The following is an 18377-nucleotide window of genomic DNA, read 5'->3' on the forward strand; positions in this document are numbered from 1 at the left end:
CGACCCCGGAGACTCCATCATGAAACGCACGACCCGACTCGCCTGCGCGCTGTCCCTGATGCTGGCCGCCAGCGCCGCCGGCGCCCAGGAAAAGCTCAGCCTGCGCCTGGACTACAGCATCTACGGCACCCACGCGCCGCTCTACTACGGCGTGGACAAAGGCCTTTACAAGGCCGAAGGCATCGACCTGCGCATCGGCGAAGGCAGCGGCTCCAGCAACACCGCCAAGCTGGTGGCGCAGAACATCGACCCGATCGGCTTCATGGACTACGGCACCATGCTCAAGGGCGTGGCCGCCGGCATGCCGCTGAAGGCCATCTTCGCCGTGCACCAGCGCTCGCCCATGGTCATCATCAGCCATGCGGATGCGCCGGTTCGCTCGCCCAAGGACCTGGAAGGCAAGGTCCTGGGCATGAGCGCCTCCGAATCGACGGCGCAGATGTTCCCGGTGCTGGCCGCGCTGAACGGCGTGGACCAGAAGAAGATCAATGTCATCGCGCCGGCGGTCGGCACCAAGACCGCCCTGTTCCTGCAACGGCGCGCCGACGCCATCACCGGCGTCACCTACTTCCACATTCCGCCGCTGGAGGCGCAGGGCGCCAAGGTGCATTACTTCTCGTATGCAGACTTCGGCGTCAATGCGCTGGAAGGCGGGCTCGCCGCCAACACCCAGTGGCTGGCGGCCAATCCCGAAACCGCGCGCCGCTTCGTGCGCGCCACGCGCAAGGCCTACGAGGCGGCGCAGGCCGACCCGGCCGCCTCGGTCGACGCGCTGGTGCGCCAGCGTCCGGAGCAGGCGCGCAACCGCGAACTGCTGCTGCGGCAGCTGCAACTGTCACTGCAGGCGTCGGGCACGCCCAATACGAAGGGCCTGCCTTTCGGCGTCTCGTCGGAGAAGGACTGGCAGGCCATGGTCGACCAGTTCGTGCAATCGAACCAGATCGAGCGCCCGATTCCGATCGGCACCCTCTACACCAACGACTACAACGGGGATTGACCATGGCGCATCACGCAGCCCTGGCGCTCGCGCGCGACGCGGCCGCCCCCGACACCGCCATCGACATCCGCGGCATGGTCCAGCGGTTCGGCTCCTACGTCGCCGTCGACGGCGTCGACCTGTCCATTCCCGAGGGCCAATTCCTTTCCGTGCTGGGGCCGTCCGGCTGCGGCAAGAGCACGCTGATGCGGGCGGTGGCGGGGCTGGTGCCGCCCACCTCCGGTGAAATCGACGTGCTGGGCCAGCGCGTCAAGGAGCCTTCCGCCGGCGTGGGCATCGTCTTCCAGCGGGCGGCGCTGCTGCCCTGGCGCAACGTCGTGCAGAACATTTCCCTGCAGCTGGAAATGCGCAAGCTGCCGGCGGCGCGCTACGAAACGCGTCTGCGCGAACTGATCAAGCTCAGCGGCCTCGAAGGATTCGAGCATTGCCTGCCGCACGAGCTGTCCGGCGGCATGCAGCAGCGCGTGGCGCTCTGCCGCGCGCTGATCCACGATCCCGACATCCTGCTGATGGACGAACCCTTCGGGGCCCTGGACGCCATGACCCGCGAGGCCATGAACCTGGAACTGCAGCGCGTCTGGCTGGAGAGCCGCAAGACGGTCATGTTCATCACCCACAGCATTTCCGAAGCGGTGTTCCTGTCCGACCGCGTGGTGGTGATGAGCAAGCGCCCCGGCCGGGTGGCCCTGACCATCGACGTGGACCTGCCGCGCCCGCGCGACTACACCATGGTGGGACACCCCGATTTCGTCAAGGCGGCCACGGCGATCCGCGAATGCTTCGACGCCGCGGGCATGACCGAATGAACGCCGCCATCCGCTACGACGACGGCCCCTACCCGCGGGCGCGCATCGCCTTCCTCTGCGTGGCCAATGCCGGCCTCACGGAGGGCGAGATGCACGCCATGGCGCCCGCGGGCGTGGGCCTGAGCTTCGGCCGCGTGCCCATGGGAACGGCCTGCACGCGCGAGAACCTGGCCGGCATGGAGGGCGGGCTGCGCGACGCGCTCGACAGCCTGCTTCCGGGCCGCCGCGACGTGGACGTCATCTGCTACAACTGCACGGCGGGCAGCTTCGTGATCGGCAACGATGCCGTGCGCGGCCTGATCGCGCGGACCCGGCCCGACGTGGCGGCCACCACGCTGCTCGACGGCGTCACCGCGGCCCTGGCCGCGCTCGGCGCCCGGCGCGTGGCCATCGCCACCGCCTACGATGCCGAGGTCAACGAACTGGAGCGCCGGTACTTCGAAAGCGCGGGCCATGAAGTCGTGGCCCTGCAAGGCCTGGCCCTGCCCGACGACGAAACCATGAATCGCGTCTCGCCGCGGTTCCTGGCCGAGTACGCCGCCGCCGTCGACCGCCCCGAGGCCGACGCCGTCTTCATCAGCTGCGGCGCCCTGCGCTCCACCGCCATCATCGAGGAACTGGAAGCGCGCCTGGGCAAGCCCGTGATCGGCAGCAACCAGGCCAGCCTGTGGCATTGCCTGAGGCTGGCCGGCGTCCAGGACCGGATCGCCGGCTACGGCACGCTCTTCCGGCAACATTGATCCCGAGGCCGCCCATGGACGAAATCGATACCCGGCTGATCGGCCTGCTGCGGCGCGACGCGCGCACGCCGCTGTCCGTGCTGGCCAGCAAGGCGGGCGTTTCGCGCGGCACGGTTTCCAACCGCCTGCGCAAGCTGGAGGACGACGGCGTCATCGCCGGCTACACGCTGAAGCTGCGGCCCGACGCCGAGCAGGATGGCCTGCGCGCCTGGATGGGCATCACCGTCGACGGCAACCAGACCCGCGCGGTGCTGGCCAGCCTGCTGGGCGAGCCCAGCGTCGAACAGCTGCACGACACCAACGGCCGCTGGGACCTGCTGGCGGAGATCCGCGCGGACTCCACGGCCGACCTGTCCAAGGTGCTGGAGCGGGTGCGGTTGATCAAGGGCATCGCCGCCACCGAGACCAGCATCCTGCTCGCCACCTACCGCTAGCGGCCCCCGGCCTCAATAGCCTATCGGGTGACCGTCCTTGCGATGGTCCGACGCCGCCAGATAGCCGCCCTGCTCCAGCCGCATCGCCATCTGGGCGCTGCCGAACTCCAGGTCGAAGCGCGGCGCCACCTCGACCTGATGGCCGAAGGCGCGCAACTGCTCGACCGCCTCGGGCGGACAATTCCATTCCACCGCCACGCCGACGTTGTCGTCCTTGATGCGCCAGCGCGGCGCATCGCTGGCCGCCTGCGGATTCTGGCCGAAATCGGCCAGCCGGCTCGTGACCTGCAGATGCCCCTGGGCCTGCATCGAGCCGCCCATCACGCCGAAGCTCATCAGGGGCCGCCCCCGCTTCATCAGGAAACCCGGGATGATGGTGTGGAACGGCCGCTTGCCCGGCGCGACCACGTTGGGATGCCCCGCCCTCGTGGAAAAGCCCCAGCCCCGGTTCTGCAGGGCGATCCCCGTGCCCGGCACCACCACGCCCGAGCCGAAGCCCTTGAAGTTGGACTGGATGAACGACACCATGGTGCCGTGCCGGTCGGCGGCGGTGAGGTAGACCGTTCCGCCGCTGTGCGGATTGCCCGGCCGCGGCTGGCCCGCCCGAGCCGGATCGATCAGCCTGGCGCGTTCGGCCAGGTAGGCCGGGTCCAGCAATTGCGCGCTGGACACGTCCATGTGATCCGGATCCCCCACGTGCGCGTACAGGTCCGCGAACGCCAGGCGCATGGCCTCGATCTGCAGGTGCAGCGTGCGTCCGGTATCGCGCCCGCTTTCGCCCAGGTCGAAATGTTCCAGCATGCCCAGCCCCATCAAGGCGCCGATGCCCTGGCCGTTCGGGCCGATCTCGAACAGTTCCAGGTCGCGGTAGCGCATGCCGATGGGTTCCACCCAATCCGCCTGGTGGCGCGCCAGGTCCGCTTCCGTGATGTAGCCGCCCGTATTGCGCGCATGGGCCGCGATGGCCGCCGCCAGTTCGCCTCGGTAGAAGCTGTCGCCCTTGCTGCGGGCGATGCTCTCCAGCGTCGCCGCCTGGCCCGGGCAGCGGAAGCGTTCGCCCGGCAGCGGCGCCCGCCCGCCGGGCGCGAACGATTCGGCGAAGCCGGGCTGCCCGCTCAGGCGCGGCACCTGCTTTTGCCATTGCCGATGCACCGTGGGCGACACCAGGTAGCCGTCGCGCGCGTAGCGGATGGCTGGCTCGAACAGGTCCTCGAAGGGCAGCGACCCGAATTTCTCCCAGATCGCGCGCCATCCGGACACCACGCCGGGCACGGTCACGCTGCCCCAGCCGATGGGATCCATGCCGTCCAGGTGCGCGAAGCGCGCCGTCTCCCACGCCGCCGGCGCGCGGCCGGAGGCGTTCAGCCCGTGCAGCCGCCCCTCGTGCCAGACGATGGCGAACATGTCGCCGCCGATGCCGTTCATGCAGGGCTCGACCACGGTGAGGGTGATGGCGGTCGCCAGCGCCGCATCGATGGCGTTGCCGCCGCGCGCGTACATTTGCAGGCCGGCGGCGCTGGCCAGCGGCTGCGAGGTGCTGACCACGTTGTCCGCCAGCACCGGCATGCGCTGCGACGGATAGGGAAGCTGCCAGAAGGGATTGTTGGAAATGGGCATGGGTATCGGTTCGGAAGTTCGGAAGCGCCGCCGTTACTTGCCGGCGGTGATGTTCAGGGCCTTGACCTTGTCGCGCCAGAAGGCCTGCTGATCCAGGATGAAACGCGGCAGGGACGCGCCAGGGATCTCGCTGACCTGGAACCCCTGTGCTTCGATCGCCTTGCGAAAGCCCGCGTCGTCCTGCGCCTTGGCCAGCGCGCGGGCCACGATGTCCAGCCGGTCTCGGGGCGTGCCCTTGGGCGCCATCAGCGCGAACAGGTTCTCGGCCTCCAGGCCCTGCACGCCCAGTTCCTTCAATGTGGGCACTTCCGGCATGACCGGCAGCCGCTTGGCGGACGCCACGCCCAGCACCTCGATGCGGCCGCCCTGCTTGTGCGGCAGCGAACTGGTGACACTGTCGAACATGAAGACCGAGGCGCCCGAGATCACTTCGGGCAGCGCCTGGCTGCTGCCCTTGTAGGGAATCTGCAGCGCGTCCACGCCCGCCTGTTCCTTGAATATCTCGCCTTCCAGATTGGACAGCGTGCCCGCCCCCATGGAGGCGTAGTTGTACTTGCCCGGCGCCGCCTTCAGGTAGGACACGAGGCTGGCGTAATCCTTGATGCCCAGCGTGGACGGCGTCACCAGGATGTGCGGCGCGCTCGCGATCGCGCCCACCGCCTCGAAGTCGCCGTCCAGCGACACCTGTTGCTTGCCGTTGAGGGCTTCGTAGATGGAATTGGACATCACCGACGAGATGTACAGCGTATAGCCGTCGGCCTCCGACCTTGCGGCCGCCTGCATGCCGATCAGGCCGCCGGCGCCCGGGCGGTTCAGCACCACCACCGATTGCCCCAGCGTGTCGCCCAGCTTCTGGCTGAGTTCGCGCGCCAGCACGTCCGTGGCGCCGCCCGGCGGAAACGACAGGATCAGTTGCAGCGAACGTTGCGGGAAATCCGCGGCGCCCGCACCGGCCGCGGCCGCGGACAACGCAAGCGCGGCGACGGCCCGCTTCAGGAAACCGCGCCCCCGCGGGCGCGATCCGGTGAAATTCGACGTGCAGACAGCGATGGCCATGCGATTCCCCTTGGTCCGTGAATACGCGGCCGGCCGCGGCTCTGTGTCCGCTGATGCCGGCCGCCGATAGGCCGGTCCATTCTAGGAATTGCTGTTTAGGCAATCAAGATCAATAATTCGCACACCAATTGCTTTTTTTAGAACCAACGCCATGCTCAGCACCGCTCATCGCTATTTCCTTGAAGTGGTCCGGGGCGGCAGCATCAAGGACGCCGCCGCGGCCCTGCACGTGGCGCCTTCGGCCATCAGCCGGCAGATCGCCAAGCTGGAGCACGATTGCGGCGCGGCGCTGTTCGAACGCCGCCCCCACGGCATGGTGCTGACGCGGGCCGGCGAACTGCTGGCCGACTACGCGCGGCGCGCCGCCATGGATTCCGAACACGTGCTGCGCGACATCCGCAGCCTGCGGCACGCGGAACTCACCACCATTCGCATCGGCTCGAACGAAGCCGTGGCGCGCAACGTGCTGCCGCGCATCCTCGGCGCCTATCGCGACCGCCATCCCGAGGTGGCATTCCAGGTGCACATCGCCTCGCCCGGCGTGGTCACGCAGCGCCTGCGCGACGGCGCCATCGACGTCGGCCTGGCCTTCAGCCTCAACCCCGGCAGCGGAATCGACGTGCGCTACGACATCGTCTCGCCCGTGCGCGCCATCATGGTGCCCGGCCATCCCCTGGCCGCGCGCGGCAGCGTCTCGCTCGACGACCTGCGCCCCTACCCGATCGCCTTGACCGACTCCGGCACCACCGTGCGCCTGCTGTTCGACAACTCCGCCGCCCGCGGCGACGGGCCGCCCTTCGACGTGGCGTACTCCAGCAACTCCTCGTCGGTGATCCGCGCCATCGTCGAAGCCGGGCACGCCATCACCATGGCCGGCGAAATCACCCTGGCGCAGCCGCTGGCCAGCGGCGCACTGGTCGCCGTGGCATTGCAGCAGCCCGGGTTCGCCGAACGCACGCTGCAGATACAGACCGCCAGCCACGCCACGCTGCCCGATGCCACCGAGCGCTTCGTGCGGCATTTGATCCAGGCGCTGTCGGCCGGGGGTGCCGCGACGCCTTGAGCGCGCGGCGCACCCATCCGGGGGGCGTCGCCGGAAGACCCGCCGTTCGTCAGCCGTGCAGGGAAATCCCCGTTTCCTGGATGACCCGGTCCCACACCGCCACTTCGTCCTCGATGCGCCGGGTCGCGTAGGCCGCGTTTTCCGTCACGATCTCGATGCCCAGGCCGCCGAAGCGCTCCTGCACGTCCGCCCTGCCCAGCACGGCGTTAAGGTCGGCGTTCAATTGATCGACCACGGCGCGCGGCGTGCCCGCGGGCGCGGCGATGCCGAAGATCGACACCACATCATTGCTCATGTTCACGCCGGACTCGCGCAGCGTCGGCACGCCGGGCAAGGCCGCCACGCGGTCGGGGCCGGCAACGCCGATCACCTTGATGCGCCCCGTCTGCAGATTGGAGATGGCGGTGGAGGTGTTCACGAACATCGCCTGTATGCGATCACCGATCAGGTCCGCCATGCCGGGGGTGGACCCCTTGTACGGCACGGGCTCGATCTCGATGCCCGTGGCGCGCTTGAACATCTCGCCGGCGATGTGTTCCAGCGAGCCGTTGCCCGTGGTGGCGTACGAGAAGGCGCCCGGCCTGGCCTTGGCGGCTTGCACGAACGACGGCACGTCATTGACTTGCAGGCTGGCGGGCACGATCAACACGTTGGGCAGGTAGCCGACGATGGCGACGTGCTCGAAGCTCTTGAGCACGTCGTACCCCATGGTGCTGCCCATCAGGCGGGCGTTGATCGCGTACGAGGTCAGTGCCGTCATCAGCAGCGCGTTGCCGTTGGGAGCCGCCTTGGCGACGTACTGCGCGCCGATGTTGCCCGAGAAGCCCGGCTTGTTGTCCACCACGACGGCGTGGCCGCGCCTTTCCGCCAGGTGCTGCGCGATCATGCGCGCCATGGCGTCCAGCGAACCGCCCGGCGGGTACGCCACGATAATGCTCATGTCCCGGGATTGGGCGCGGACCAGGCCGGCATGGGCCGCCAGGGACGCGGCGGCGCCGATCAGCAATTGGCGGCGAGTGATGGCAGGCATATCTAGCTTCCTTGGATCAGATTGTCGAATCTTTCTGGCCGTCCGCGGACAACGCAGCGGCCAGTTCACGCGCGGAACCGGGTTGCGGCGCGCACAGCAGCCGCCACAGGCGCGCGGCCCGTTCGGCCGGGACCGCCGCCGTGGCGTGGCGCATGAATTTCGCCTCGTGCCCGGCCGGCGGCAGCGGCAGGCTGGGATGGCCCAGCGGCTTGGCCTGCGTCTGGCGGAACACCTCCACCCCGTTGCGCAGCACCGCGAGCGAGGCGTAGTCACCGTTGCCAGCGGGAAAGTCTTCCCCCACCGACAGGCGGACCTTGTCGGCCCAGTCCCGCGCTTGCGGATGCGCCAGCGCCTCGTCCGTGAAATCGCCCACATCCTGCGTGCCCCGGCAGGCCGCGACCGCGACGCAATACTCCACATGGAACTTTGCCGCCAGGCCCGAGACGGGCCAGCCCTTGGTGCGCGCCGCGTCCAGCCGCCGGCTGATGCCGCAGCGCAGTTCCAGATCGCCGCCGGGCTCCATCCAGCCCGCCTCGCGCGCCCGCAGCACCATATCGACGAGCGCGTGCATCAGGGAGCAGGTCGGGTACTGCTTGTAGACGATGCCGGGGCTCGCGATCTCGTAGGAGTCGCCCAGCGCTTGCAGCGCGCGGCCGGGGTCCTGGCTGCCGTCGTCGCAGAATAGCTGCAGGAATCCTTCGCGTCCTTCCAGCGCCGCCGGGCTGGCCGTCATGCCGCCTGCCGCCAATTGCGCGGCCAGCACGCCGTTGCGGGCGGCCAGCCCCGCATGCAGGGCCTTGGTCATGGTGCCGAAGTTCACTCTAAGCCCACCCGCCATGGAGCTGGCGATGCCCAGGGCGTGCCGGGCGCGTTCCACATCCAGCCGCAGCAGCGAGGCGCAGGCCGCCGCCGCGCCCACCGTCCCCAGCGTGCACGTCGTGTGCCAGCCCAGCTGCGAATGCCGGTCGTTCACGCTGCGCCCCAGCCGCCCCGCGACCTCGACCCCGGCTACGTAGGCCGTCAGCAAAGCCTCGCCATCAGAATCCAGCTTTTCCCCCAGCGCCAGAATCGCCGGAACAATGGGCGCGGACGGGTGGCCGCGCATGGATTCGTGCGTATCGTCCAGCGCGTGCGCATGCGCCGCGCAACCGTTGATCAGCGCTGCATCGCCGGCGGACGCCCGCTGCGCGCGCGCCCATAGCGTGCAGTCGCCGCGCGCCTGGCCCAGGGTCCCCGCCGCGGCGCCGGTCACCTCGTCCACCGAGCCGGCCAGGCCGCCGCCCAGACAGTCGGCGATGGCGCGCCGCGCCTCTGCCCGCACCGCGGCCGGGACCTCCGGCCCGCGCAGGTTCGCCACGAACGCCGCGAAGGCCTGCGTCAGTCCTGCCGCCGGCGCGGCCGGCGCGCTCATTGCCGGCCTCCATCGAGCCAGCCGGCGACATGCTCGTCCATTTCGTCGAGGAAGTGTTCGATGCCATGCCCGCCCCCGCCTGCCCGCAGCGCCCGGGCCACGGCCTCCACGCTGCCGCGCGGCACGACGGCCACGCCCTCGGCGCTGGCGCACACCACGTCCCCCGGCTGCACGATCACCCCGGCGCACGCCACCGGCACATTCACCTCGGCCGGCCCAAACTTGGGCCCCGAGTGCGGCGACACGGCCAGCCCATACACCGGCAAGCCCGCCGCCTGCGCCTCCGCCACGTCGCGCCACGCGCCGTGCACCACCAGCCCGGCCATGCCGCGCTGCTCGCAGGCGTACTTCAGCAATTCGAAGCCGCCCATGCACCACTGCGTGAAGCCCTGCCCGTCCACCACCAGCACGTCTCCCGCTTCCACCCGGCGGATGGCCGCCATCACGCCCAGGTTGTCGCCCGGCGGGCACTTGACCGTGAACGCCGGCCCGCAAAGCGGAACGGCAGGCGCCACCAGCGAACGCAGGGGCGGCTGGCAGGTATACATGCGGCCCACCAGGTCGCTCACCCGCGTCACGTCGGCTTGCGCCAGCACCGCCACATCGGACGGCGCCGGCCGGTCGACGAGCGGATTGACGACGAACGGCGGCAGCGGCTTTTTCCAGCGGCGGTCGGTGTGGAAAGAGGACATCGGCTTCGGCTCCTGAACAGTTTTCCTGCAATTCAGTCCGAATTGTCCCGGCTCGATCCCTGTATAGAAAGCGATGCTTTGTGATCAGTTAGATAGAAAATCTAATCACCGGCAATCCGGGCCAGGAGCCAGCCGCGAAACGCCGACACCGCCCGCGCGTCCTGCTTGGCTTCGGGGCAGACCAGGTAATAGCCGCGGGAACTCGGCAGGGCCTGCGTAGACAATTGCACCAGGCTGCCCCGGGCCAGGTCGTCGGCCACCAGGAAACGCGGCAGCAGCGCCGCGCCCAGGTGCGCCTGGGTCGCCTCCAGAATCATCAGGAAACTGTCGAAGCGCGGCCCCTGGAACGCATTCGCCGGCTCTATCCCCACGTGCGCGAACCAATCCCGCCACGCCGAAGGCCGAGTGAACTGCTGCAGCAGGACAGCCCCCGCCAGACCCGCCGGTTCATGCAGCCCCAGCTGCGCCTGGTACTGCGCGCTGCACACCGGCAGCATGTCCTCGTCCATCAGGTGCGCGCATACCGCTCCCGACCACGACGCCTCCCCATAGTGGATGGCCGCGTCGAACGGCTCCACCGAAAAATCGAAAGGCGCATTGCGCGACACCAGGTTCAGGTTCACGTCCGCATGCGCTTCGAAGAATGTTTCCAGCCTGGGCACCAGCCACTTCACCGCGAAGGCCGGCACCACCGCCAGGTTCAGGATTTCCTTGTCGCCGCTGGCCATGGCCTGGTGGGTGGCCTCTCCCAGCGCCAGCAGGATCCGGCGCACCTCCGCCAGATAACGTTCGCCCGCGCTGGTCAGCAACACCCGCTGCCGCACCCGAGCAAACAGCGCCACGCCCAGCTGCGCTTCCAGTTGCCGGACCTGCTGGCTCACCGCGCCTTGCGTCAAATGCAGTTCTTGCGCCGCGCGCCGGAAATTCAGATGGCGCGCCGCGGACTCGAAGGCGGTCAGGGTGGCGGTGGAAGGCAGGCGGTTGCGGTTCATCGCGAAGGCGGGTGCGGGGGATGATAGTGCCGGTCGGGCGAGGATAACCGATCAGGGACTGGCCGCGAGGGACGGACTAATGCCCGCTTTCGGATGCGTAGTGGTCCGCGTAGGCGCGGCGGAGAACGGCCTTCTGGATCTTCCCCGTCGCCGTCTTGGGCATGGCGTCGACCACGATGAACGACTTGGGACATTTGAAGGGGCTCAGGCGCTCGCGCAGCTGCTGCATCAGCGCGGCCTCGTCGAGACGCTTGCCCGGGCGCAGCAGCACGATCGCCGTCACGGCCTCGGTCCAGCGCTCATGGGGCAGGCCAACCACGACCACTTCCGCGATATCCGGATCGCTCGCATACAAAGCCTTCTCCACTTCGATGGAAGCGATGTTCTCGCCCCCGCTCTTGATGACGTCCTTGAAGCGGTCCTTGAACCAGAGCACGCCATCCGCATCGAAGTAGCCGGCATCGCCCGAATGGAACCAGCCATGCCGGAAAACGGTATCGGTGGCGTCCTGGTCATGCAGATAGCCGCTCAGCGCCTGGGGACTCCGGTAGACGATTTCGCCGGCCTCGCCCTGCGGCAGGAGCCTTCCCGCTTCGTCGATGATGCCGACCTGGACATTGATGCCCGGCGTTCCCACCGCGCCGGGATGGCTGAGCTGGTGCTCGGGCCGGAAGAAGGTGGCCACGGGACTCATTTCCGTCTGGCCAAACATGAGCGAGAAGCCGCAGCCGAACGTGTCGATGGCGGCGCGCAGCTCATGGTCCGGCATCGGCGCCATGGCATAGACGGCCAGTCGCAGGCTGCCGACATCGCGCGCGCGGGCCTGCTGGGCCTCCACCAGCGCGCGGTACATCATGGGAAGGGCAAACAATACCGTCAGCCGCTCCCGCACAACCAGATCCAGCAACGATTGCGCCTCGAAACCCTGCATGATCACGATGCACGCCCCCACCGCAACGGCCGGCGTGCAGATGGCGTTCAACTGCGCGGTGTGGAACATGGGCATCAAGGCCAGCACCCGGTCGCGGCGGCTCAGCTCGGTGTCGATGGCCGTGCCCAACGATTCCAGATAAATCGCCAGATGGCTGCCGACCACTCCCTTTGGCGCGGAGGTGGTGCCGCTGGTATACAGATAGGACAACGACGCGCGATCGGGAACGGCGGCCGATGGGACGTCCGACACCTGGCCAGCCGATAGCTGCGCGAAGGAGATGCGCGCCAGCGGTTGGGGCAGATCGGCTTGCGCGTCCTCGCCCTCATCGATCACGAACACGTCGCGCAACGCCTGACCGGGCGTCAAGCCCGTAAGGAACTGCTCCAGCATTCGCGCGGTGACGACCGCGCCGCGCACGCCGGCATGCTGCAATACATAGGCCAACTCGCCGTGTCGCCACAACAGGTTGATAGGCACGCACACGACGCCGATCTTGGCGCACGCGAAATAGGTCGCCAGAAACTCGGCGCTGTTTCCCGACATGAGCGCCAGCGCATCGCCCACCTTGTAGCCGCGGGCAAGCAAGCCATGCGCAAGCTGGTTGCTCCATGCCTCCAACAAGGCATAGCTGTAGCGGCGCTCGCCGTCGATCACCGCGTCGCTCCCAGGCGCCCTGGCCGCGCTGCGCGTGAGCAGGTCCCCTACGTTGATGCGCCTTACAAAATCCCCGTCCGCGTGTTGTGTCATGCCCGCCTCCCTTTCCGTGGGAATATCCGTTCCAGGACTCAGTTCCGGGGCCTGGTCACCCTTTGAGCAGTTCGCCGCTGATAATGAGCTTGCGCACTTCGGTCGTGCCCGCACCTATTTCCAGCAGCTTGATGGCGCGGTAGAGACGGTTGATTTCCGACTCCCAGATGTAGCCTGTGCCTCCGTGCACCTGAACCGCCTCGTCCAGTACGCCATGCATGCCGTTGGCCGCGAACATCACCGCGGCGGCGGTCAGCTTGTGGATTTCGCCGCGCCCGGCATCCCCATTTTCCAGCGCGCTGGCCGCGCGCAAGGTCTGATAAGTGAACACCCGCATGGCCTCCACTTGGGTATACATAGTGGCGATCTTGTCCTGCACCATCTGAAAACTGGCTATCGGCTTGCCGAATTGCTGGCGCGCCCGCGCGTAGTCGATGCTCAGTTCAAGCGCCCGCTCGGCAATGCCCAGGCACAGCGGAGCGATCATCGCCCGCTCGAAGTCCAGACCGCTCATGACCACCTTGACCCCCGCATTCTCCTGGCCCATCAGATTCGCCACGGGCACACGGCAACCGTCGAACACGAGCTCGCCGGTCTGGCTTCCGCGAAACCCCATCTTCACGAGCTTTTGCGCGACGCGGAAGCCTGGCATGCCCGTCTCCACAAGAAACGCGGAGATGCCCTGCGCCCCAAGATCGCGATCGGTCTTGGCATAGACCAGCAAGACATCCGCCACGGGGCCATTGGTGATGAAGATCTTTGTCCCGTCCAGCACATAGTGGTCGCCCACCCGACGCGCGGTGGTGCGCATGGAGCCCAACGCGTCCGACCCCGCGCCCGGTTCCGTCAAGCCCAATGCGCCCACCAGCTTCCCGCTCGACAAGCCGGGCACGAACCGTGCTTTCTGCTCATCGTTCGCGTTGCGCAGAATGTTATGCAGGCACAGGTTTTCGTGCGCAACCCATGCCAGCGCCAAGGCATGATTCCAACGGGCGAAGGCCTGGAGCACCAGGCCGCTGGTGAAGAGGTTCAGGCCCGTCCCCCCCAGCGCCTCCGGCGCCGTTATGCCGAAATAGCCGTTGGCGCCGATCCGCTCGAAGATGCCGGCCGGCCACCATTCTTCGTCATCCATCCGTTGCGCCAGGGGATAAAGCTCGACGCGCGCGAAGCGATCCGCCTGCGCGAGCACCTCCATTTCATCGTCCGACAGACCGGCGAATAGCTGAGGCGTGGAACGTTGCTCGATATGCAAGCCACTTTCGGACATGGTCACTCCACCTTTAGGCAACACGACCTAGATTGACCGTACCTACAATTTGAGTGACGCTCATATTATCTTCACGCCAGGATTTTTCCACGTAGGGAAAACACTGGCTTAAAGAAAAGTGAGTGACGCTCAATAATCTGCATGATCGTCAACATGAACTGGAGCGCAGGTGCAAACCAACTGGCCTTTCCAATCGGTGCTGATCGCGAATCGAGGCGAGATCGCTGCACGCATCGTGCGCACGGTGCAACGCCTTGGCCTGCGGGCCGTTGTGGTGCATCACGCCGTCGATGCGGACACTCCCGCGGTGCGCCTGGCGGACACCGCCATCGAGATCACCGGAGCGACTCCGGTGGCGGCCTACCTCGACGGCACGCAGATACTGGAGGCGGCGCGCCGCACCGGATCTGGCGCCATCCATCCGGGCTACGGCTTTCTCTCGGAAAATCCGTCGTTCGCGCGCCAGTGCCGACAGGCGGGCCTGGTGTTCGTGGGCCCCTCCGCCGAGGCGATCGAACTGATGGGGGACAAGGTGCGCGCCCGCGCATTCGTCGCCCAGGGCGGCTTTCCCGTCGCGCCTTCCGCGATCGAGGACGACGATCCTGACAGCTTTGTCGAACGCGCGGCGGCCGTCGGCTTCCCGCTGCTCATCAAACCGGCCGCCGGCGGGGGAGGAAAAGGCATGCGCATCGTGCGCGAAGCGGCGGCGCTGCGCACCGAACTGGACCGCGCGCGCAGCGAGGGGCAACGTTACTTTGGCGATGGCCGCCTGTACGTCGAGCGCTTCATCGAAAACCCCCGGCATATCGAAGTCCAGGTGTTCGGCGACGAATATGGCACTGTCGTCCATCTGTTCGAGCGCGAATGCTCGGTGCAGCGGCGCTTCCAGAAGATCGTGGAAGAGTCGCCGTCACCGGCTCTGTCGCCACAGGTGCGCGATGACATCTGCGCCACTGCCGCGGGCATCGCCCGGCGCGCGGGCTACTGCAACGCGGGGACGGTCGAGTTCATCTATGGCAATGGCGAGTTCTACTTCCTGGAGATGAATACGCGGCTTCAGGTCGAGCATCCCGTCACGGAGGAGACACTGGGCATCGACCTGGTGGAACACCAGTTGCGCGTGGCGGCAGGCGAAAAGCTGGCCTTCTCGCAGGAAACGCTGCGGCCTCGCGGCCACGCATTCGAGTTCCGCATCTATGCCGAGGATCCGTCGCGCGGCTACCTCCCCACCACCGGGCCGGTGCTGGCCCTGCGCGAGCCGCGCGCCGCGGGCATCCGGATCGATTCAGGCATCGCCGCCGGACAAGAGATCACCGCCGCCTTCGACCCCATGCTGGCCAAGCTGATCGTCAGCGCCGCCACGCGTGGCGAAGCCATTGCGCTGGCCCGGAGCGCCCTGGACGACTATGCGCTGCTGGGATGCAAGACCAACACAGGCTTCCTGCGGCGGCTGCTGTCCCACCCGGCCTTTTTGGCGGGCGAGATCCACACGGGTTTTCTGGATGCGCACCCCGAGGTCGCCGCGCAGCCGCCGCTATCCGACGAAACCCTGCACCGGCTGCTGGCCGCCGCGGCGCTGGCGACGCGCCCGGTGCGCGATGCCGCCGACGCCGTGCCGGCGTTGCATGCCGACATGGGCGACTGGAGAAACTGATGTTGCACGCATTTCTTCTGGACGGCGAGGCACACGAACTCTGGCTCGGCCGCTCTCGCGAGGGCTATTGCCTGCATGCCGGCGGCCGGCGAATTCCCGTGGAGCTACTGGAGCGCGGCGGACACACTCACGAACTGATCATCGATGGCGACAGTTACCACGTCCTCATCGCAAGGCGGGGCGATGAAGTGCATGTGCACCTGAATGGAGAAAGCCACCTCCTGCGCTACGTCGATAACCTCCAACGTTTTTCCGGCGATCCCACGGACGAGGGAGACGCCGTGACGCGGGCCCCCATGCCGGGGTCGATCATCGCCGTTTCCGTGGAAGTCGGCCAGCGGGTGCGCCGGGGCGACGCGCTGATGGTGATAGAGAGCATGAAGATGGAAACCACCATCAATGCCGCCTGCGATGGCGCAGTGCAGTGCCTGCACGTCGACGTCGGACAGCTCATCGACAAAGACGCCTTGCTTATCACGCTGGACAGGAGCGCCTCGGAATGAACCGCATTGAATCCGCGCTGAACACGCGTTCGGCAGATTTTCTGGCCAACCGTGCACACAATCTGGCGCTGGCCGCGGCGCTGCGGCAACAGCAGGATGCCGTTCGCCACCAGCGCCCCGACCGCGACATGCAGCGCCTGGCCCGCCAGAACAAGCTGTTCGTGCGAGATCGCCTCAGGCAATTGCTGGATCCAGGCACGCCGTTCCTTGAACTGTCCACCTTGGCAGGCAACATGGAGTATGACGGAGAAGTGCCCGGCGCCGGCGTAGTCACCGGCATCGGAATCGTCAGCGGGCGCGAGGTAATGGTCAATGCTTCCGATGCAAGCGTGAAAGGCGGGGCCTGGTACCCGCTATCGGTCAAGAAGATCGTGCGCGCGACCGATATTGCCGTCGAAAACCGCCTGCCCATGGTCCACCTGTGCGACAGCGCCGGAGGCTTTCTGCCCCTGCAGGCCGAACTGTTTGCCGACCGCCACTTCGCCGGGCGCATCTTCCGAAACCAGTCGATCCTCTCGAAGATGGGGGTTCCCCAAGTCGCCATCGTGCTCGGGCATTGCACCGCCGGCGGCGCGTACGTGCCCGCGCTGTCGGACTACAGCGTGATTGTGCGGGGGAACGGCGCCATCTTCCTCGGCGGGCCGCCATTGGTGAAGGCCGCCACCGGCGAAGAGGTGAGCGCCGAGGATCTGGGCGGATGCGACGTGCATACGCGCCTGTCGGGGACGGCCGACTACCCCGCCGGCAACGAGTACGAGGCCATCGCCATCGCCCGGGACGTCGTGGCGCAATGGCAGCGGCCGCAGAAGGCGCAAGTGGAATGGCAGGAGCCCGAAGCGCCCTACTACGACCCCCGGGAACTGTATGGCATCGTGCCGCGGGACATCAAGGTGCAGTTCGATATGCGCGAAGTCATCGCGCGCATGGTGGACGCCAGCCGTTTCCATGAGTACCAGCCCGCCTACGGCCCGACGCTGCTGTGCGGCTTCGCCCACCTATGGGGCTACAAGGTCGGCATCCTGGCCAATAATGGCGTGCTTTTCAACGAGAGCGCCCAAAAGGGGTGCCACTTCATCGCGCTGTGCAACCAGAACCGCACGCCGCTGATCTTCCTGCAGAACATCACCGGCTTCATGGTCGGGCGCGACTATGAACGGCGCGGAATCACCAAGGACGGGGCCAAGATGATCATGGCCGTGGCGGGTTCCGAGGTGCCCAAGTTCACCGTCGTCTGCAACGGCTCGTTCGGGGCGGGCAACTACGGCATGTCGGGACGCGCCTTCGACCCCCGCTTCCTCTTCATGTGGCCGCAGAGCCAGATCTCGGTCATGGGCGCGGAGCAGGCGGCCAACGTGCTCGCCGACGTGAAGCTGCGGCAACTCGCGCGCAATGGGGAAAAACTCTCGCCGGAACAACTGGCAGCCATCCGCGATCCCGTGCTGGAGGACTACCGCCGCCAATCGAGCGCGCTGTATTCGACGTCGCGCCTATGGGACGATGGCATAATCGACCCGACAGATACACGCAACGCCCTGGGCATCGCCTTGAGCGCCGCGCTCAATCAACCTATAGCCCCCCCAAGCTACGGCGTGTTCCGCATCTGAGCGGCCGAGCCCGCCGCAGTCGATGTCGGGAGGTCCTGCGCCGGCTGCGCTCAGAAGACATACGGAAACGGCAAGCCCACGCATCAGCCATCATGAAAACCAGCTCCAGCACCTCCGCCGACACGAAGACAACCGGCAACCATGCTCCGGCGCCTCTTTCGGAAAAGCGCCAAAGGCGCGCCGGCGAGATCCTCGCGGCGGCGCGGCAGGTTTTCATAGAAAAAGGCTTCCAAAAAGCAGCCGTAAGCGAAATCGCGCAGCGCGCCGGAATTGCCGAAGGGCTGATCTTCCGCTACTTCCCGACCAAGCGCGATCTCCTGCACGAAGTGCTGAGCGAAATGTATGAACCCTTGATCCGCGACGTCGAAGATGGTTTCTCGCGCCTTCAAGGCTTGCGCGCGCGGCTGCGCTTCATCATCTGGCGGCACGTGCGCGTGTATGTGGAGAAGCCTGGCCTTGCCCGCCTTGTCTTGCACGAAGTGCGCACGGGGCCTGACTATGCCGGCTCGGGCCTGCATGCGCTTCACGTGCGCTACACCCAATTCGCCCAATTGGCGCTCGCGGACGCCGTGAAAGACGGAGAGCTTGCCGCCGGCGTGGACACCGAGGCTGCCCGGGCCATGCTGTATGGCGGGCTTGAGCATCTGATGTGGCCGGTACTTTTCGGCAATCAGAGCGTCAACGTCGATGCCGTGACCGAAAGCTATACGAACCTGATGCTGCACGGCCTTCAAGCCACTTCGCCGGAAACGGGAGTCGAAGCGCGCTTGTCGCGGCTGGAGTCCCTGTTCGCGGCGGCGGAGAGAGGAAAAACCGCGTAATTCTCGCCG

At 67.2% G+C, this 18377-nt stretch carries 17 protein-coding genes; 9 read left to right on the plus strand and 8 right to left on the minus strand.

Features of this window, described 5'->3' with window-relative positions; genetic code table 11:
- Positions 1 to 19: 19 nt before the first annotated feature.
- From ADE01S_RS03110 to ADE01S_RS03125, 4 genes are read left to right on the plus strand one after another with little or no spacing between them, the layout of a single operon-like run.
- Complete coding sequence (locus tag ADE01S_RS03110; RefSeq protein WP_075873183.1) at positions 20 to 997, plus strand: ABC transporter substrate-binding protein; 978 nt, start codon at positions 20 to 22, stop codon at positions 995 to 997.
- 2 nt (positions 998 to 999) lie between these two features.
- Positions 1000 to 1803 (plus strand): ABC transporter ATP-binding protein, encoded by an 804-nt coding sequence (locus tag ADE01S_RS03115; protein ID WP_062679999.1) that lies wholly within the window; start codon positions 1000 to 1002, stop codon positions 1801 to 1803.
- A complete protein-coding gene (locus ADE01S_RS03120; protein ID WP_062680000.1) occupies positions 1800 to 2543 on the plus strand; it encodes a maleate cis-trans isomerase family protein in 744 nt (247 codons plus the stop codon). Before ADE01S_RS03115 ends, ADE01S_RS03120 begins: the two co-directional genes overlap by 4 nt.
- 14 nt (positions 2544 to 2557) lie before the next feature.
- A complete protein-coding gene (locus tag ADE01S_RS03125; RefSeq protein ID WP_062680001.1) occupies positions 2558 to 2977 on the plus strand; it encodes an Lrp/AsnC family transcriptional regulator in 420 nt (139 codons plus the stop codon).
- A 12-nt stretch (positions 2978 to 2989) separates the two neighbouring features.
- On the opposite strand, the gene ADE01S_RS03130 is transcribed toward ADE01S_RS03125, so the two are convergent.
- Positions 2990 to 4594: a gamma-glutamyltransferase family protein gene (locus tag ADE01S_RS03130; protein ID WP_062680002.1), complete on the minus strand. Its 1605-nt coding sequence runs from the start codon at positions 4592 to 4594 to the stop codon at positions 2990 to 2992.
- 33 nt (positions 4595 to 4627) lie between these two features.
- Positions 4628 to 5650: a Bug family tripartite tricarboxylate transporter substrate binding protein gene (locus ADE01S_RS03135; RefSeq protein WP_062680003.1), complete on the minus strand. Its 1023-nt coding sequence runs from the start codon at positions 5648 to 5650 to the stop codon at positions 4628 to 4630.
- A gap of 151 nt (positions 5651 to 5801) precedes the next feature.
- On the opposite strand from ADE01S_RS03135, the gene ADE01S_RS03140 reads away from it, so the two are divergent.
- Positions 5802 to 6713: a LysR family transcriptional regulator gene (locus tag ADE01S_RS03140; protein WP_062680004.1), complete on the plus strand. Its 912-nt coding sequence runs from the start codon at positions 5802 to 5804 to the stop codon at positions 6711 to 6713.
- A gap of 49 nt (positions 6714 to 6762) precedes the next feature.
- Here ADE01S_RS03140 and ADE01S_RS03145 read toward each other — a convergent pair whose 3' ends face one another.
- From ADE01S_RS03145 to ADE01S_RS03170, 6 genes are all read right to left on the minus strand, one after another.
- A complete protein-coding gene (locus ADE01S_RS03145) occupies positions 6763 to 7743 on the minus strand; it encodes a Bug family tripartite tricarboxylate transporter substrate binding protein (RefSeq protein WP_062680005.1) in 981 nt (326 codons plus the stop codon).
- Between the two features lie 16 nt (positions 7744 to 7759).
- Complete coding sequence (locus tag ADE01S_RS03150) at positions 7760 to 9154, minus strand: MmgE/PrpD family protein (RefSeq protein ID WP_062680006.1); 1395 nt, start codon at positions 9152 to 9154, stop codon at positions 7760 to 7762.
- Positions 9151 to 9846, minus strand: a complete 696-nt coding sequence (locus ADE01S_RS03155) for an RraA family protein (protein ID WP_062680007.1) — start codon at positions 9844 to 9846, stop codon at positions 9151 to 9153. The genes ADE01S_RS03150 and ADE01S_RS03155 overlap by 4 nt, the downstream gene beginning before the upstream one ends.
- A gap of 101 nt (positions 9847 to 9947) precedes the next feature.
- On the minus strand, positions 9948 to 10838 hold the full coding sequence (gcvA, locus tag ADE01S_RS03160; protein ID WP_062680008.1) for a transcriptional regulator GcvA: 891 nt from the start codon (positions 10836 to 10838) through the stop codon (positions 9948 to 9950).
- Positions 10839 to 10914: 76 nt separating this feature from the next.
- Entirely contained in the window at positions 10915 to 12519 is a 1605-nt protein-coding gene (locus ADE01S_RS03165) for an AMP-binding protein (RefSeq protein ID WP_062680009.1), read from the minus strand.
- Positions 12520 to 12574: 55 nt separating this feature from the next.
- Complete coding sequence (locus ADE01S_RS03170) at positions 12575 to 13786, minus strand: acyl-CoA dehydrogenase family protein (protein ID WP_062680010.1); 1212 nt, start codon at positions 13784 to 13786, stop codon at positions 12575 to 12577.
- A gap of 169 nt (positions 13787 to 13955) precedes the next feature.
- Between ADE01S_RS03170 and ADE01S_RS03175 the strand changes: the two genes are divergently transcribed.
- The 4 genes from ADE01S_RS03175 to ADE01S_RS31065 all read left to right on the plus strand — a co-directional run bounded on the left by ADE01S_RS03175 (position 13956) and on the right by ADE01S_RS31065 (position 18368).
- On the plus strand, positions 13956 to 15440 hold the full coding sequence (locus ADE01S_RS03175) for an acetyl-CoA carboxylase biotin carboxylase subunit (RefSeq protein ID WP_062680011.1): 1485 nt from the start codon (positions 13956 to 13958) through the stop codon (positions 15438 to 15440).
- On the plus strand, positions 15440 to 15943 hold the full coding sequence (locus ADE01S_RS03180; RefSeq protein ID WP_062680012.1) for an acyl-CoA carboxylase biotin carboxyl carrier protein subunit: 504 nt from the start codon (positions 15440 to 15442) through the stop codon (positions 15941 to 15943). Before ADE01S_RS03175 ends, ADE01S_RS03180 begins: the two co-directional genes overlap by 1 nt.
- On the plus strand, positions 15940 to 17547 hold the full coding sequence (locus tag ADE01S_RS03185; protein WP_062680013.1) for an acyl-CoA carboxylase subunit beta: 1608 nt from the start codon (positions 15940 to 15942) through the stop codon (positions 17545 to 17547). The genes ADE01S_RS03180 and ADE01S_RS03185 overlap by 4 nt, the downstream gene beginning before the upstream one ends.
- A gap of 92 nt (positions 17548 to 17639) precedes the next feature.
- The gene (locus tag ADE01S_RS31065; RefSeq protein WP_062680014.1) at positions 17640 to 18368 is read left to right on the plus strand and encodes a TetR/AcrR family transcriptional regulator; all 729 of its coding nucleotides are present in this window, start codon (positions 17640 to 17642) and stop codon (positions 18366 to 18368) included.
- The last annotated feature ends 9 nt before the right edge of the window (positions 18369 to 18377 follow it).

It is taken from the genome of Achromobacter denitrificans NBRC 15125, from assembly GCF_001571365.1.
GTDB classification, from domain to species: domain Bacteria; phylum Pseudomonadota; class Gammaproteobacteria; order Burkholderiales; family Burkholderiaceae_B; genus Achromobacter; species Achromobacter denitrificans.

Coding starts and splice junctions, on each gene's coding strand:
- ADE01S_RS03110 (WP_075873183.1), top strand. CDS start 20: ATGAAACGCACGACCCGACTCGCCTGCGCGCTGTCCCTGATGCTGGCC.
- ADE01S_RS03115 (WP_062679999.1), top strand. CDS start 1,000: ATGGCGCATCACGCAGCCCTGGCGCTCGCGCGCGACGCGGCCGCCCCC.
- ADE01S_RS03120 (WP_062680000.1), top strand. CDS start 1,800: ATGAACGCCGCCATCCGCTACGACGACGGCCCCTACCCGCGGGCGCGC.
- ADE01S_RS03125 (WP_062680001.1), top strand. CDS start 2,558: ATGGACGAAATCGATACCCGGCTGATCGGCCTGCTGCGGCGCGACGCG.
- ADE01S_RS03130 (WP_062680002.1), bottom strand. CDS start 4,594: ATGCCCATTTCCAACAATCCCTTCTGGCAGCTTCCCTATCCGTCGCAG.
- ADE01S_RS03135 (WP_062680003.1), bottom strand. CDS start 5,650: ATGGCCATCGCTGTCTGCACGTCGAATTTCACCGGATCGCGCCCGCGG.
- ADE01S_RS03140 (WP_062680004.1), top strand. CDS start 5,802: ATGCTCAGCACCGCTCATCGCTATTTCCTTGAAGTGGTCCGGGGCGGC.
- ADE01S_RS03145 (WP_062680005.1), bottom strand. CDS start 7,743: ATGCCTGCCATCACTCGCCGCCAATTGCTGATCGGCGCCGCCGCGTCC.
- ADE01S_RS03150 (WP_062680006.1), bottom strand. CDS start 9,154: ATGAGCGCGCCGGCCGCGCCGGCGGCAGGACTGACGCAGGCCTTCGCG.
- ADE01S_RS03155 (WP_062680007.1), bottom strand. CDS start 9,846: ATGTCCTCTTTCCACACCGACCGCCGCTGGAAAAAGCCGCTGCCGCCG.
- gcvA (WP_062680008.1), bottom strand. CDS start 10,838: ATGAACCGCAACCGCCTGCCTTCCACCGCCACCCTGACCGCCTTCGAG.
- ADE01S_RS03165 (WP_062680009.1), bottom strand. CDS start 12,519: ATGACACAACACGCGGACGGGGATTTTGTAAGGCGCATCAACGTAGGG.
- ADE01S_RS03170 (WP_062680010.1), bottom strand. CDS start 13,786: ATGTCCGAAAGTGGCTTGCATATCGAGCAACGTTCCACGCCTCAGCTA.
- ADE01S_RS03180 (WP_062680012.1), top strand. CDS start 15,440: ATGTTGCACGCATTTCTTCTGGACGGCGAGGCACACGAACTCTGGCTC.
- ADE01S_RS03185 (WP_062680013.1), top strand. CDS start 15,940: ATGAACCGCATTGAATCCGCGCTGAACACGCGTTCGGCAGATTTTCTG.
- ADE01S_RS31065 (WP_062680014.1), top strand. CDS start 17,640: ATGAAAACCAGCTCCAGCACCTCCGCCGACACGAAGACAACCGGCAAC.